At 61.3% G+C, this 15,268-nt stretch carries 13 protein-coding genes and 3 pseudogenes; 7 read left to right on the top strand and 9 right to left on the bottom strand.

Annotated elements, in window-relative coordinates; all coding sequences use genetic code 11:
- Positions 1-121: 121 nt before the first annotated feature.
- Positions 122-424, bottom strand: a pseudogene (locus NF876_RS42410) (ABC transporter substrate-binding protein); the annotation flags it as partial.
- 644 nt (positions 425-1,068) lie between these two features.
- On the opposite strand from NF876_RS42410, the gene NF876_RS42405 reads away from it, so the two are divergent.
- A complete protein-coding gene (locus tag NF876_RS42405; protein WP_262273665.1) occupies positions 1,069-3,033 on the top strand; it encodes a PAS domain S-box protein in 1,965 nt (654 codons plus the stop codon).
- A gap of 36 nt (positions 3,034-3,069) precedes the next feature.
- Here the strand turns inward: NF876_RS42405 and NF876_RS42400 are convergent, their stop codons facing one another.
- Positions 3,070-3,300, bottom strand: a complete 231-nt coding sequence (locus tag NF876_RS42400; protein WP_262273664.1) for a DUF6894 family protein — start codon at positions 3,298-3,300, stop codon at positions 3,070-3,072.
- A 358-nt stretch (positions 3,301-3,658) separates the two neighbouring features.
- Here NF876_RS42400 and NF876_RS42395 point away from each other — a divergent pair, with 358 nt between their 5' ends.
- The gene (locus tag NF876_RS42395) at positions 3,659-3,859 is read left to right on the top strand and encodes a hypothetical protein (protein WP_262273663.1); all 201 of its coding nucleotides are present in this window, start codon (positions 3,659-3,661) and stop codon (positions 3,857-3,859) included.
- Positions 3,860-3,947: 88 nt separating this feature from the next.
- On the opposite strand, the gene NF876_RS42390 is transcribed toward NF876_RS42395, so the two are convergent.
- Entirely contained in the window at positions 3,948-4,211 is a 264-nt protein-coding gene (locus NF876_RS42390; RefSeq protein ID WP_262273662.1) for a hypothetical protein, read from the bottom strand.
- Between the two features lie 582 nt (positions 4,212-4,793).
- Between NF876_RS42390 and NF876_RS42385 the strand changes: the two genes are divergently transcribed.
- Positions 4,794-5,024: a hypothetical protein gene (locus tag NF876_RS42385; protein WP_262273661.1), complete on the top strand. Its 231-nt coding sequence runs from the start codon at positions 4,794-4,796 to the stop codon at positions 5,022-5,024.
- 144 nt (positions 5,025-5,168) lie between these two features.
- Here the strand turns inward: NF876_RS42385 and kce are convergent, their stop codons facing one another.
- The 5 genes from kce to NF876_RS42360 form a co-directional block, all read right to left on the bottom strand.
- On the bottom strand, positions 5,169-6,095 hold the full coding sequence (gene kce / locus NF876_RS42380; RefSeq protein ID WP_262273660.1) for a 3,5-dioxohexanoate:acetyl-CoA acetone transferase: 927 nt from the start codon (positions 6,093-6,095) through the stop codon (positions 5,169-5,171).
- A 22-nt stretch (positions 6,096-6,117) separates the two neighbouring features.
- Positions 6,118-7,050: a 3-hydroxyacyl-CoA dehydrogenase gene (locus tag NF876_RS42375; protein ID WP_262273659.1), complete on the bottom strand. Its 933-nt coding sequence runs from the start codon at positions 7,048-7,050 to the stop codon at positions 6,118-6,120.
- A gap of 20 nt (positions 7,051-7,070) precedes the next feature.
- A complete protein-coding gene (locus tag NF876_RS42370) occupies positions 7,071-9,587 on the bottom strand; it encodes a branched-chain amino acid ABC transporter ATP-binding protein/permease (RefSeq protein WP_262273658.1) in 2,517 nt (838 codons plus the stop codon).
- Positions 9,588-9,591: 4 nt separating this feature from the next.
- Complete coding sequence (locus NF876_RS42365) at positions 9,592-10,467, bottom strand: branched-chain amino acid ABC transporter permease (protein WP_262273657.1); 876 nt, start codon at positions 10,465-10,467, stop codon at positions 9,592-9,594.
- A gap of 128 nt (positions 10,468-10,595) precedes the next feature.
- On the bottom strand, positions 10,596-11,846 hold the full coding sequence (locus tag NF876_RS42360; RefSeq protein WP_262273656.1) for an ABC transporter substrate-binding protein: 1,251 nt from the start codon (positions 11,844-11,846) through the stop codon (positions 10,596-10,598).
- Between the two features lie 82 nt (positions 11,847-11,928).
- Here NF876_RS42360 and NF876_RS42355 point away from each other — a divergent pair, with 82 nt between their 5' ends.
- The 4 genes and pseudogenes from NF876_RS42355 (at position 11,929) to NF876_RS42340 (ending at position 15,021) form a co-directional block, all read left to right on the top strand.
- Entirely contained in the window at positions 11,929-12,645 is a 717-nt protein-coding gene (locus NF876_RS42355) for a GntR family transcriptional regulator (protein WP_262273655.1), read from the top strand.
- Between the two features lie 82 nt (positions 12,646-12,727).
- Positions 12,728-13,504 (top strand): SDR family oxidoreductase, encoded by a 777-nt coding sequence (locus NF876_RS42350; RefSeq protein WP_262273654.1) that lies wholly within the window; start codon positions 12,728-12,730, stop codon positions 13,502-13,504.
- A gap of 6 nt (positions 13,505-13,510) precedes the next feature.
- Positions 13,511-14,062 (top strand): SDR family NAD(P)-dependent oxidoreductase, encoded by a 552-nt coding sequence (locus NF876_RS42345; RefSeq protein ID WP_262273653.1) that lies wholly within the window; start codon positions 13,511-13,513, stop codon positions 14,060-14,062.
- Between the two features lie 116 nt (positions 14,063-14,178).
- A pseudogene (locus tag NF876_RS42340) lies at positions 14,179-15,021 on the top strand (IS5 family transposase).
- A 50-nt stretch (positions 15,022-15,071) separates the two neighbouring features.
- Here NF876_RS42340 and NF876_RS42335 read toward each other — a convergent pair.
- Positions 15,072-15,268: pseudogene (locus NF876_RS42335) on the bottom strand (alcohol dehydrogenase); the annotation flags it as partial.

Below are 15,268 nucleotides of genomic sequence, written 5' to 3'. Positions count from 1 at the left end.
GACGGCGGCGTTCGTCACAGGCCCCACTCCATCGGCTCGGTGGTTCCGGAGCGTGCACCAATCAGCCGCTCCATCTGCCCAGATCACAGGTGTCAGGAGAATGCCAGGTCCAATGGCAGATGACCCAGTAGTAGCCCGGACCATGGATCATCTCGACCGTGCCGTTGCTGACCGCGTCAAAAGCCTGAAATGTGCCGACGATTTCGCCCGCCGCGAAGGGCTGGATCTGGAACTTGCCGTCTGTTGCCTCGGATACATACCGGGCGAGGCTTTCGCTGGCTCCGTAGAGGGTGTCGAGGGATTTGGGGAAGGTGGATGACAGGCGCCAGCGGACCTCCGGCATTGCCTGGGCAATGGCGGGCTTGGCTATTGCTCCGGCTGCAAGGCCAGTTGCGGCGGCAGAAAGAAACTGACGGCGTTTCATGATTTTCCTCCCGATGTCACCATTTCAAGGTGGCTTGATGAGGAAATCACCCACCCGGGGCGGGGACAATGGGATCGGAAGTCAAGCTCATGGGCTTGCGCCCGCTAAAAAGGGTTATTGGGCCAACGTTGAACTTGCTCGCTTGTTGAATGTCAGGATTGGGCACGCCTGAGACCAAAGCTCGAAGGCAGCAATCCTCATCGAACCGGACATCCCGAAAAAGCAGAGAATCTCAGTACCTGACCCAGAAGAGACCTTGAGGATAAATCTGCCACTCCGGAGCTGGAGCTTTACCTATGGCCTCGACAGACGTCGTGTGATCCCTGATCGTGAGCTGTGTGAGGTCGGATCTCCTGAACCTCCCGCGAATGCAAAAAGAAAGCGCCCGTCATCGCAGAGGCGCTTCAAGATCCGGCCCGTAGGGGCAAAAATCGCGGTACCGGTAACGCAGCAATAGTCCGATACATCCGCTCGGTCATGTCGGGATATTCCGACGTATGAATACGGAACGTGCCATCGATTAGGCCGTTCCCCCGTCGAGCGATGCAAAGCTATACGCCGGGGGCATGAAAGACAGCGCAATATAGCTAAGTTTGGACTGCCATAATCAACCGTGAAGACAGGAGGTCCGCGGCTTGAGCAGCATGCAGTTTCTGACCGGTGGCGGCACCATGGGAGACCGCATCCAGGCGTTTGACTGGTCAGCCTCGCCGCTTGGAACTCCTGAGACTTGGCCCCCTTCACTCCGCGTTACGCTCAGCAACATGCTACGATCCAAGATGCCCACCTATCTGCTGTGGGGACAGCAGTTGATCACCTTCTACAATGACGCCTGTCTTCCGCTCCGTGGGATCAGGCCAGAGGCACTTGGGCAGCCCCTGCCACAGGTCTGGACCGAGATTTGGGATGTGGCCGCGCCGCTCGTCGTGCAGGCACGAAACGGCGAAGCAACTTACATTCAGGACGTGCCGGTCTGGATTGTGCAACGAAAGGGTTATCCCGAGGAGACCTGGTGGAATGCCTCGTTCAGCCCTGTCATGGCCGAGACCGGCGACGTGGAGGGCGTCCTCATCGTCATCCATGAGACCACCGAGCGCGTGTTTGGTGAGCAGCGGCTCCGGTTCCTGGTCGAGCTGAGCACTCGATTGCGCGGAATCCCTGACGCCCGTGGAGTCATGGCCACGGCAGCCGAGTTGCTCGGCCGGCACTTGAGGGCTAGTCGGGTCGGATATGCCGAGCTGAGCGAGATCGGCAGTTCCTTTACGGTCGAGCGCGACTGGGCTGAAGGAGCAACTCCCACCTTTGTCGGTCAGTACCGCATGAGCGATGTCGGTCTGTTCATTGAGAACGAGCTGCGTGCGGGACACACGGTCCGCGTCGACGATGCCTCGACGGATGCCCGCACGGCGGACGAGCAGGTTGCCGCCGCGTTTCTCCGTGCCAACAAGCGGGCCACGATCATCGCACCGCTCATTCGAGACGGCCGCCTGGTTGCGGCACTCTTCGTCCACCAAGCTGAGCCCCGTCATTGGCGTGATGATGAAGCGACGCTGGTGCAGGAAGTAGCCGAACGCACCTGGACTTCGGTCCTCCGCGCCCGGGCTGAAACGGATCTGCGGGAGAGCGAGGCGCGTTTCCGCCAGTTCGCCGAGCACTCGACCGACATGCTCTGGATAATGAATGCCGAGACATTGCAGATGGAATATGTTAGCCCTGTTTTCGAGCGCGTCTGGGGCTGGGCACCGGAGATGTTCCGGCACCGTGACCAATGGGCCGAAACCCTCCATCCGGAGGACCGGGAGCGCGCGCTCCTGACGAACGAGCGGGTTCTACGCGGCGACACCGTCGTCCAGGAGTACCGCATTGTTCGACCAGATGGGAGCATGCGTCACATCCACGCCACCAGTTTCCCGATCATTGACGAGAATCAGAAGGTTCGGCGGATCGCCGGTATTGCCAAGGACATAACCCAACACGATGGCTCGACAGTCTACGTGGTGGATAGCGATGAAGCCTCTCGACGAGACCTATGCCTCCTGCTCGAAGGGGCCGGCTACGCGGTGAAGCTGTTCACCTCGGCGCAATCCTTCCTGGAGGTGGCGCCAGTGCTGGTGCCCGGCAGTGTAGTGCTCGATATCCGCGATTCGGAAGCGGGCGATCTGACGGTCCCAAGAGAGCTGAAGGCCCGACGTGCGGGCCTGCCGGTGATTGTGATCGGTGAGGCCCGCGGGGATGTTGCGGTCGGGGTCCGGGCGATGAAGGCGGGAGCGGCCGATTTCCTCGATGTGCCCTATCACCCTGATCAGCTTCTCGATGCACTCGCCGCGGCTCAGGCGAATATTCGCGAGCGAGCCGAGCGGGATCAGGCCACCGAGCGTGTGAAGGCGCTCTTTGCGGCGCTGCCGCCGCGCGAGCGGGAGGTGCTGGACGGGCTGCTGGCCGGGGGCACGAACAAGACGATTGCGCGCGACCTTGGGCTCAGCCCCCGGACGGTGGAGGCGCACCGGGCCCGCATCATGGAACGGCTGGGTGCTCAAAGCCTTCCAGAGTTGGTGCAGATTGCTGTTGCGGCAGGCTTGCAGCCCAAACCGCAGGATCGGCAAGGCTGATCACGCAGGTGATAAGAAATGGCACGACCCTCATCTCTAATGCGGCCGGACTGCATCTGAGAATGGAACAGTGAGGATTGTTTCCCCAGATCCATCAGCAACCTCGATGACCGCATCTCGCCCCAGGTCATGCACTTCGTCTACGAGTTCTCGAGCCACTTTCACGGCTTCCGCCAAGGCGGCATCGAGATCGGGCAGCTCTGTGCCGTCCGGATCCACCTCAAGCTTGTCCCCGTTTCGAATATGGAGATAGTACAGGGGCGTCATGACAAGAAACCTGTGCTGGGTGAGCATTATAGGCGGCTGCCCACAGACGCCCAGCCCTGGCTGGGAGGCAGCAGAGTAAAATTGGATCGCACTCCATATCCGCAAAGGCGGGGGCGTTAGACGCTGCAACCCTGCTGCGGCGCAGGTGCAAATCCAAAAACCTCTCAACCGGCAGCAGACGGCAGATGAGATATCGAAAACCTAGCGTTTGGTTTCTGGACTCTCATAACGTCTACGCTCCCGGCTGGTGAGTCGAGAGCGCTCTTATTGGAACCAGAGAAGCTCAGGCCGCTCGGCGGATTTCTCGGCCTGCACGGTCACGATGCATGTGGCCTCGTCAGCTCGCATGGGAGAGTTGTTGCAGCTCCTGCCGATATTTGCGAGCTCTCTGGAGCGCCTCGGCAGCGCGCCGCTCATGGAACGAACGCTGGAACTCGGTATGGGCGTGCCGCGCATACTCAATGTGCGTCTGGGCTGCGGCCTCGCAGGCTCTGACGAGGGAGCCCAGCTCTACACGAACCTGGATCATTATTTTCCTTCCGGTTTGATGGGTGAATGATGCTCACAAGCACGTCTGTGCCAAAGACAGGGGTATCCGCACGCGTTGGCTGCGCTTACATTGCCGCCTGGTCCGCCCTTCCGATGCGCTAGGCAGCGAAGGACTGGCGGTGCTGTTGCCGCCGCAGCGTTTCCAGCAGATCCACATACGGCTGGCGCCTCTCCCCATGAGCGGCTTTGATCTTGCTCTTGATGTGCTCTCTGAGCTTTGGATCGCGAGCACTCGCTTCAACGTTTTCCAATTCGACCTCAACCGCAAAGTCAATGTCACCTAGCGTATGGAGAACTTCTCTCATCATGGCATCGAGGCTCGCCGAGTACATGCGATAGTTCTGGTAGGGCCTATCGGGCATCGTTTCCTCTTGTTGTTCTTGCTTCCAGGCCCAAGAGATGCCGACATTAACTTGGATTAACAAGTGCCGAGGGGTGGGTAGGGTTACGACGGATCTTTACGTACCCCCTTCGAGAGTTCTTCCGGCTGAGCGCCGGCCTTCCCCTGCTAGGATCGTATTCATTCGGTCTCTGTCACCCGAGGCTCAACCTGAGTTCGCATCAGTCAGCGGGGTAGGCAGGTGGGGTCATTCACTGGACCAATTCCGCCTGAACTGCTCAGCACGCCGATGGTGCGGCAGGTGCTTCCTGGGCCCTACGGAACAATCCGTAGGGAATCCCCGACTGGTGCCCGTGAGGGCCAGAAGTTAACTTAGGTTAATGGCAGGCAGCGACGGCGCCTGCGGTTTAGGGAGAGAGCCGCCCAGAGAGGCGGCGAGACGCCAAATCAATCGAGGAACGACCTAGGGGGTGGCGCGGATGCACGGCCACCCCCGAAACCTAGACCCTTTCCGCGATGGGTTCGCCTGAAGACGATCCGGTCAGGGACGCTATCAAGTTTGCTAGACAAGCCTCAAGAACAGGTCAGGGAGGGACACAAGCCCATGGACAAGGCTGCGAACGATAATCGCGTCACTGAACTTATTTCTATCTTGTCCACGACACTGGCCAACATCGATGGCGAGTATGAGTTCGAGTTGGCCCGGATCCGGGTGACGGCCGAGCCCAACCTCAGAGCAATGATCGTGGACACGGTGCGCCAGAGGCACGTCGAGCGCCGCGCACCCTATGTCCGGCAGATTGCTGAACTGCGGAAGCGGACCAGTCAGGGATAGAGCCGGATTGCCGGGCCTGACCGGCTGCGCGTTGGGAACGAGGCCAGAGGAGCGCAGATGCCGGAGACGCCGGTATTTGACAGGCCTCTCCTAGCAAGAACTGGAATACTGCCCCGGATCGATTATCCAAGCAGGCCTGGTGCGCTAGAAATTGACGCGGTCACCTCCTTTGAGCGACAGCATGTTGCGCGCATCGTCAGGAGTGGCGATTTCCAGTCCAAGTCCCTCGATAATCTGGCGCGCCATGTTTACCTGCTGCGCATTCGATTCCGCAAGCTTGCCAGGACCAATCCAGAGGGAGTCTTCCAGACCGACGCGGACATTGCCTCCCATGGCAGCCGCTTGGGCTGCAATGGGAAGCTGGTTCTTACCCGCCCCAAGGACCGACCATTGGTAATTGTTCCCAAACAACCGATCGGCCGTGCGCTTCATGTGGGCTACGTCCTCCGGGTGCGGACCAATGCCACCCAGAAGACCGAAGACGCTTTGGACGAAGAGAGGCGGATTGATGAGACCTCGGTCCACGAAGTGGGCGAGAGTGTAGAGGTGGCCGATATCGTAGCACTCGATCTCGAAACGGGTGCCGTTCTCGGCGCAGGTCGTCAGGATGTGTTCGATATCAGCGAAGGTATTGCGGAAAATGCGGTCACGCGATCCTTCGAGATATTGCTCCTCCCAATCGTACTTGAAATCTTTGAACCGGTTCAGCATCGGGTAGAGCCCGAAATTCATTGAGCCCATATTGAGGGATGCAACTTCGGGTTTGTAATAAGCCGCAGGGCGAACCCGCTCCTCCACCAGCATTGTCGGTGCGCCACCTGTCGTGATGTTGATGACGCAGTTGCTACGCTGCTTCACAACCTGCAGGAAGGGGGCGAATGCTTCCGGCGACTGATTAGGCTTGCCGTTCTTTGGGTCACGCGCGTGAAGATGCACGATCGCGGCCCCAGCTTCCGCGGCGCTGATCGCGGCCTCGGCGATCTCCTCAGGCGTAATCGGCAGATGAGGAGACATTGAGGGCGTATGGATCGCGCCGGTCACGGCGCATGTTATGATGACTTTGCGGGCCATGGGCTTGGTTCCTCTCGGGAGATCACTGATCTGGTTGCGATTTCTTGTGGGCCTTCAACGCAGCCAAGCGTTTATCCCGCCAAGCAGAGCGCCGTGCGAGCTCATCGGGTCCAGGCGCTTCGCCCCAGGTCTCCAGTATGCGGCTCACATTCTCCTTGTCCCAGACATGAGGCCTTGCGGCATCTTCCGAGAGACGCCGGTAGAAGCCTGTATAGCGGTCACAGTAATCAACGATGCCACCGGGTGCGTTGAGCTCGATGGTTCCAAAGGGGCCAAGGAAGGACCAGCGCAAACCGAGACCGTCCTTGACCGTCTTATCAAGATCCTGCGGGCTCACTACGCCCTCTCCGACGAGCCGGAATGCCTCTGCCAAGAGCGCACCCTGGAGCCGGTTCAGGACGAACCCCTCGACCTCGTGGTTTACGACAATGGGCACCTGCTCGACACTCTCATAGATTGTTCGCGCCCGAGAGACTGTCTCGGGCGCAGTCCAGGGAGCTCCACACAGCTCGACGACTGGCACGAGATGGGGTGGGTTGACGGGATGGGCTACGAGGCAGCGGGCCCGGCCCGACAGTCCTTCGGTGAAGTGGGACGCAACAATCGCGGAGGTCGAAGAGGCAAGAATGCAGTCTGGTGGCGCGAGCCGGTCCAGCTCCGTGAAGATGAGCCGTTTGGTCTCGGCGATCTCGGGGCCATTCTCCTGAACGAGGTCGGCTCCGGTCACAGCCTCAGCGAGCGAGGATACGGCGACAACGTGAGCTGACGCATTTTCAGGATTGGCAACGAGGCCATGCCTTGCGAGCTCCTCTAATCCCTCGCGGACGAGGCCAGGGGCCTTCTCAAGCGTCTCGGGGTTCGGGTCGGTGATGCGCACCTCCCAGCCCGCCCGAGCAAAGACGATTGCCCAAGATCGGCCTATCAGCCCGGCGCCAATGATTGCAGCACTCGGCATTCTTTGATCTCCCTCATGGCTTACAGCCATAGGACCTTGCGGCGGAGCGCAAGATCGTCTCGCAAATCCTTCGATGGACCTGTATGGATCACCCGCCCACGCTCAAGGGCGACCGTCCGGTCGGACAGAGCGAGTGCGAGGTCCAAGTGATGGTCGACAATGATGATCGAAACTTCATGGCGGAGCTTGTCGAAACTCTCGAATAGTTGCTCGATGATGGTCGGAGCAAGCCCTTCGAAGGGCTCGTCCAGGAGCAGCACCTTCACGTCGCCCGAGAGGGCGCGTGCGACCGCTACCATCTGCTGCTCGCCGCCGGAGAGAAAATCCGCCGGGGTTTCGAGCCTCTCACGGATGCGCGGAAAGTACTCGAAGATCCTGTCTAGATCCCACCGGGCGCCATGGCCTGTCTCGCGCTTGAGCCGCCCGAGCTCAAGATTCTGAGCCACAGTCATTCCGGCAAAGAGGCCGCGCCCCTGCGGCACATAGCCAATTCCCAGACGCGCGATCTCAGAAGACGGACGGCCGGCGATCTCTTGGCCGTCAAGCCTGATCGAGCCTGAACCGGGCGGTGCAATGCCGATGAGCGTTTTGAGCAGGGTCGACTTGCCGGCGCCGTTGCGGCCCAACAGAGCCAAGATCTCATGTTGGCGCACGTCAAGGGACACGTCCGTCAGAACATGGCTCTTGCCGTAGAACGTGTTGACCTTCTCTACGGCGATCAGGGTCGCCGCTTCGACGGCGCTCTGCCGAGGCTTCGCCGCGATGGTCGCCGCGCCGGAGCCTATGTAGATTTCTTGGACTTTCGGGCTGGAGCGGGCATCCTCCACCGTCCCGTCAACCAGCACCTGACCCGCATTCATCACCGTAACGGCATCGGCGATCTGGAACACGCGATCGATGTCGTGCTCGACGAGCAGCATCGGAATGTCCGTGGAAATCCGCTTGATGATGTCGCCTATGCGCTGGCGCTCAGCGGCGGCTAGACCGGCGAGCGGCTCGTCAAGCAGCAGCACCCTCGGTTTCGTGGCAAGCGCCAGGCCCATGTCTAGGAGGCGCTGCCCGCCATAAGAGAGGGCGCCCGCCTCGGCCTTCTCGATGCCGGCAACTCCGAGATAGCGGATGACCGCTGAGGTCTCGGCTTCGATCTGCTTGATTGATCGCGCGGCCACCCACGGATTGAAACGCTGCGGGTGGCGGGCCTGTAAGGCAAGGCGGACATTCTCTTCGACAGTCAGGGCCGGGAAGAGGCTCGTGATCTGGAACGAGCGTCCGATGCCAGCGTGTGTGATCGCTTCAGGGGAAAGTCCGGCGACGGACCGGCCTTGGAGGAGGACGTCGCCTTCGTCAGGCGTGTAGTACCCGGAAATCAGATTGAAGGCTGTTGTCTTTCCGGCGCCATTGGGGCCGATCAGGGCATGGAGGCTGCGGTCGCGCACGGCGATGTTAACTGACTGGACGGCCTTGAGCGCACCAAAGCTCTTTGTAATGCCGCGAGCTTCGAGAATGACGCCCTCCACATGGCCGGCCGGCTTGAGAAATGGGGGCAGCGGCTCGTCGGTCAGGATGCGGCCTGCCATGGCGGCTTCTTCCCTAACCTTGGCCCGGAACGGAGCGGTTATCCGTTGTGCGACTCCCACCAGCCCCGTTGGCGAGAGAACGATGAACCCGACGAAGAGGATGCCAAAATAGAGCAGCCAGTGCGGGGTCCAGATTGACAGGAACTCGCGGAACAGAATGTAGAAGAGCGCTCCCAGGGCTGGCCCGAGAAAACTGCGCATTCCTCCGATCACCACCATCGCGATCAACTCACCTGAGAATGCAACCGAGAGCGGCTCGGCTGAGGCGAAGCGATGGTTGAAGACCGAAAGGATACCTGCAATCCCCACTACCGTGGCGGACACAACAAATCCGAGGAGTTTGTAGCGATTGGTTGGATAGCCGAGAAAGCGGGCGCGTTGCTCGTTCTCCCGGATCGCCACCAGCACGCTTCCTGCGGGCGAGCTGTGGAAGCGCAGCAAGGCAAAGCAGACGGCAAATGCCACCGCCGCCACGAACCAGTAGTAGGTCCAGTCCGAACTCAGATTGAGGCCAATCGCGCGGGTGCGAACGACGCCGCCGAGCCCGCTTTCTCCACCTGTCAACGCGGTCCAGCGGTAAGCGACTGCAAAGAGCATGGCCGCCAATGCCAGCGTCAGCAGGGAGAAGTAGACGCCCCGGCGCCGCAGGATGAGCGCACCAAGGAGAGACGACGCTCCAGCGATGAAGACGATGGCGAAGAGAGCCGGAAGAACGATGCCCTCCGGAAACCAGTGGAGCTGGCTCAAGGCCGCCGCGTAAGCCCCAAGCCCGAACCAGACGCCGTGCCCGAAGGAGATGAGACCGGTGTAGCCGACCAGAACGTTCAGGCCGAGGCAGGCGATGGCGAATACGACCACGTCGATCGACGAGCGAAGCGGCAGGCCGATGGGGTCGAGGATGAAGGGCAGCAGAATGAGCGCTGCCGCTGCAATGAGGAAGGGCCAGTAATTCGTACGCATCGATCTACTCGAATTTCTGGATGCGTTCGCCGAGCAGCCCCCGCGGCCGCAAAAGCAGCACGAGAGCCATCAGCAGGTACATCGAGGCTTCACCGGCGGGTGGGAAGAAGTAGATCGTGAGGCCGCGCACTACGCCTACGAGTGCAGCGGCGGCGATCACGCCCCAAAATGACCCTAGCCCACCGATGACCACCACCACGAAGGCGGCTGTCAGAATCTCCGCTCCCATAGCGGGGTGCACTCCCGATATTGGTGCCAGCAGGACCCCGGCGAGACCTGCGAGTCCGATGCCAAGCGCGGCGACGGCTGTCATGTACGGCTGAAGTGAGATGCCGAGCGCTCCCACCATATCCGGGTTTTGTACTCCGGCTCGGACCACACGGCCAAAGGCGGTGCGATAAACCAGGAACCAGGTCGCGAGGACAGCGGCGAGGGCTACCCCGAAGATGATCAGGCGGTAGCGCGGATAGATGAAGCTGCCGAGGAAGACCTGTCCCCGGAGAGCCGTCGGGATGGAAAAGGGCAGGGGGGACGCCCCGAAAATGATCCGCAGGCTCTGCTCGATGATCATGGCAAGCCCAAAGGTCAAAAGCAGGCTGAGAATGGGATCGGCGCGGTAGAACCTTCGAAATAGCAGGCGCTCGATGACGACGCCCAAGAGCGCGACGAGCAAGGGAGATGCAACGAATGCGCCGGCAAATCCAATCCAGGATGTCAGCGTGACGGCAAGATAGGCACCGACCGCATAGAACGCGCCGTGGGAAAGATTCACGATTCCGCCCAGCGAGAAGATCAGCGACAGGCCAAGGGCGATCAGCAGATAGTAAGCACCCACCAAAAGGCCATTCAGCACCTGCTCAAGAAGAAAGACCAACGCCACGCGAGACTCCCTTTCCAGTCATTGGAGGCGTCCTCCCGCGAGGAGCCGGAACTGAGGGGAAACAGAATGTCGTGTTTCTGGCGGCCGGATCGGCGGTCAACCGTCCGGCCTGACCAATGATTGAGGCGTCACGCCTGCATCTTGCAGGTTCCGTCCTTCGGGGGTGCCAGAACCTCAAGATCCTCGTTCAGGCCAGGGACGGAGCCCAGCGGGTCATAGATATCCCACTGGTCCTTCATCTTGTCCGCATCCTTTGCACGAACGGCATACATCTCCTGGACCATCTGGTTGTCGTAGGCCCGGAAATAGCCTTCACGGCCCTTCAGAATGTCAAACTTCGCGCCTTTTCGCAGGTGCTCGGCGAGCTTTTGCGGGTCGGCCGTTTTCATCTCGGTAAAGGACTGCGCGACGATCTTGAGGGAGTTGTAGTCGCCCCAGCACTGGTTCTCAGGCGGTTTGCCGTATTTCTTGGTGAAGGTCTCAACGAACTTCTTCGACGATGGCGTATCGACCATGTGGTGCCAAATCAGCGGCCAGATGCCAGAGAAATTCCCCTTGCCAGCGCCCCAGGCCACGGCCGTGTCGAAGCCGAAGCCGGTGATCGGGAACTGGAGACCGTACTCGGCATACTGCTTGATGAAGTTCGTGATCTGATTGCCGGCAAGATTCGAGGCGACGATATCCGGCTGGGCCTGCCGGATCTTGAGGAGGTAGGGGCTGAAGTCGGTCGCGTCGGTGGGGACGAGTTCCTCGCCGATGAATTCGCCGCCGTTCTCCGTCACGAATTTCTTGGCGACCCGGAAGAGATCGTGGCCGAAGGCATAATCCGCCGTGAGGGAGTACCACTTCTTGCCCTTGATCATGTTCTCGGTCTTCAGGTACGTGCCGACTGCCGTGACCATCATCGAGTTGGCAGCCTCGATGTGGAACATGAAAGGATTGCAGCTCGCACCGCGCAGGGCGTCGGAATTGGCGCCGGTGTTGATGAACACCGTCTTGGTCCTGTTGGCCACCTGACCAATGGCCAGAGCCGAGGCGGAAGAGATTTCGCCGATGATCATCGCGACCTTGTCGCGCTCGATCAGGCGCTCGGCTTTGGCAGAGGCAGTCTGCGGGTTCACCGAATCCTCGATCACGAGCTCGACCTTGCGGCCGAGGACGCCACCGGCGGCGTTGATTTCCTCTGCGGCGAGCTTGACGCCCATCTGGGCGAACTCGCCGAGCGGTCCCAGGAAACCGGTTACAGGCGTGAGGTGTCCGATCCGGATCACATCAGATTGCGCCTTTACGATTGCAGGCATCCCGAGGCCTGCAAGCGCAGTCGCGCCAGCCGCTCCCTTCAGGAGCATACGACGGGTCAAGTCATCAGAATGTGCCATGGCCGTTTCCTTCCTCCCATGATGCTGTCGCGTTACTTGCCGCGATCTGTGATCACAGTTAGACTGTCGGAAAATGAGCAACTTGTCGAGCCCCCGCCCCACCAAGACGCCATCGGCCATCGCCCAGATCGGCCGGCTGGAACGTGTTACCCTCGGCGAACGCGTCCATACCGAGCTACGTGAGCTGCTGATGAGCGGTGAACTCGCCCCCGGGCAGAAGATGTCCCTGCGTAGCGTCGCCGAGACTCTCGGCGTCTCGATGATGCCGGTGCGGGAGGCAGTCTCGCGGCTTGTCGCCGACCAATCCCTGGAGGTGCTGCCGAACCGTGCGGTGCGCGTGCCGCTGATGAACCTTGCACGTTTCCGGGAACTGACGATCGTGAGACTCGCGGTCGAGGGCTTCGCGGCGGAGCAGGCAGCCAGAAGCCGTGCGGAATCCGACCTCGCCGCCATGCGGCAGTTCGAAGAGGCGTTCCTCGCTGAGGCCCGAAGCTCCGATCCTCATGCAGATCGGGCCGTCCGGGCCAATAAGGAGCTCCACTTCGCCGTCTACGAGGCGACCCGTCTGCCGACTCTGGTGGGGATCATCGAGGGGCTCTGGCTAAAAATCGGGCCAGTTCTGAATTTCGACCTCAAGGCCTCGCCCGAACGGTTGCGAACGGGCGGCGCAGCCGAACATCACCGTCGTCTCGTCGCTGCGGTGAAGGCTGGTGACGGAGCCGCCGCACGCCAGGCGCTCGTCGACGACATCGAAGGCGCGGCCTGTTTCATCGAGAGCACCGGACGTCTGCTGGAGTAGGCCGGCGCCCCAGCTCTCGAACATCACAAGACGATCGGGCGCCGAGTGCTGGGGGCCCGCTTCAGGGATGGAGACGACGAAGATGGACCTCAATATCGCCGGGTTGCGTGTGCTGGTGACGGCTGGCGCTGCTGGCATCGGCCTTGAGATTGCCCGTGCCTTCCACCGCGAGGGTGCGCGCGTGCATATCTGCGACGTGGACCGCGCCGCTCTCCGGGAGGCGACCGCGAGTGATCCTGACCTGACGTCCTCCTATGGCGATGTGGCGGATCGTGCTGATGTCGCCCGGGTTTTCGAGGAGACGCTGGGAGTTCTCGGGGGACTGGATGTCCTCGTCAACAATGCCGGTATCGCGGGACCGACCGCGCGGGTTGAGGAGATCAACCCGGAGGATTGGGATCGCTGCCTTGAGGTCTGCATTACCGGGCAGTTCAACTGCACGCGTCTTGCCGTGCCCTACCTGAGGCAAAGCCAGAACGCCTCGATCGTGAACTTGTCCTCCGCCGCAGGCCGTTTCGGCTTTCCCCTGCGCTCCCCGTACGCTGCTGCCAAATGGGCCGTGATCGGGTTTACGAAATCGCTGTCACGGGAACTCGGTGAGGACGGCATCCGCGTGAACGCGATCCTGCCCGGCGTCGTCGCCGGCGACCGCCAGCGCCGTGTGCTCGAAGCCAAAGCCCAGCAACTTGGCGTATCGTTCGATGAGATTGAGCGCCGGGCGCTCGCGAGCACGTCTCTGAAGGAATACGTGACGGCGCAGCAGCTTGCCGATCAGATCGTCTTCCTATGCTCGCCGCTCGGACGCACGATCTCGGGGCAGGCGATTGCCGTCGACGCCGATCTCCAGGCCCTTTCCTGAGGAGTGATGAACAGCGCTGTCTACTGCCTTCCTTCCAAACTCGATCGCCTTGATGTACTCGTCAACAACGCCGGCGGCCTCGTCAAGCGGACGCCAATCAAGGATTACACGGACGAGTATGTCGATGCCGTGCTTGCCCTGAATGTGGAGCAGGTCGTACGCTTCGTCCGTGAGGGCATTTCGCATATGCGGGCGCAGGGCGGCGGTTCCATCATCAATGTGTCGTCGATCGCCGCGCGCCACGGCGGCGGGCCGGGATCGGTCATCTATGCCGCAGCCAAGGGCTTCATCTCGGTGGCCACGCGGGGCTGGGCCAAGGAACTGGTCAAGGACGGCATCCGGGTCAACGCGGTTTCGCCCGGCGTCATCATGACTCCGTTCCACGAACGCTATTCGACCCCGGAGCAGCTTACCGCCATGCAGGCCACCATTCCCATGGATCGCCTCGGCACGCCGGACGATTGCGTCGGCGCCTTTCTCTATCTCGCTTCCGACAAGCTCAGCGGCTACGTCACGGGGCAGGTGATGGAGGTGAATGGAGGCCAGTACATGCCGTAGACGCGCTTGGTGTTCGAGAGAGGGTGACAGAAGGATGTTGGTGCATAAGTCCGTCCGGAGTGACGCGCCGGGCCGACAGTGAGGTATAGGAGCGATCCGCCGAAGCTGAGAGCTGTATGCCTTACAAGGTCAATGAAAAGTGCCGCCACAGGATCCCAAAGGCCTGCTACCGCGTGAAGAATTGGTATTCCTACGATGCGGCGCTACGCCGGCGGGGCGATCTGAAGGTGTTGGTCACACCCGCCGCCTCGCAATGGCAGGCGCCGCCGACCACAGCAATATTCAGCGATTGCGATTGAGACCAGCTTGACGCTGCGGCTGGCGTTTGGCCGGCCGTGGCACCAGACCGAAGGCATGCTGGCCTCGATCATGCGCCTGCTCGGCTTGGAGCTTACGGTTCCCGATCTGGTGCCGGCGAATGGCAGCGTGAGAAGCGTGGTGGCCAAGGGCGCCGGACCTGGCGCAAGCTCCACCTCGCCGTTGATCCCGATTCCGGTGAGATCCTCGCGTCGGAACTGACCACAACTGCACACGGCGACGCCTCGCTGGCTGGGCCTTTGCTGGATCAGATCTCGGACCCGATTGCTTCGGTCGCGGCTGATAACGCGTACGATGGCGATCCCGTTTACCGCGTCATTGCGCAGCGCGATCCTGCCGCCGCCGTTATCATCCCACCGCGATCAACTGCAGTGCCGAGCGACACGGCCGAGACGGCGCCCACCCAGCGGGACCAGCATCTCCAGATGATCCAGGAGCGGGGTCGGCGCGGCTGGCAGAAAGCGGTGAACTACGGCCGGCGGTCGTTGAGCGAGGTGGCGATGATGCGCTACGAGACCCTGATCGGTCGCCGTCTCCACGCCCAGACTCTGCCAACGCAAAAGACTGAGGCCGCGGCCGCTTGCAAGGTTATCAACGTCATGACCCACCTTGGCATGCCGGTATCCCAGCGCCTCGCCTGAACCCCAGTGCCAGAGGATGAACGCGGCCCATCTCTGAATTGCGCACCCGACCGTCCGCGTCCTGACCCCGGCCTCTGGAGCGATCGCCAGGAAGTCGACGGCATCCTGACGGGTCAGGTTGGCGACGGACACGATCCGCCGCTCCTCCCAGAGCAACCTGTAGGGGAACTGCGGGATATCGCTCATGTGGATGCCGCCGCAGACGACGCGGCCGCCCTTCCGCACGGCCCGCAGGGCCAGAGGCACG

It is taken from the genome of Microvirga yunnanensis, assembly GCF_025460875.1.
The sequence above is the reverse complement of the archived record's forward strand: the minus strand, read 5'-3'. Positions and strand labels throughout refer to the sequence as shown.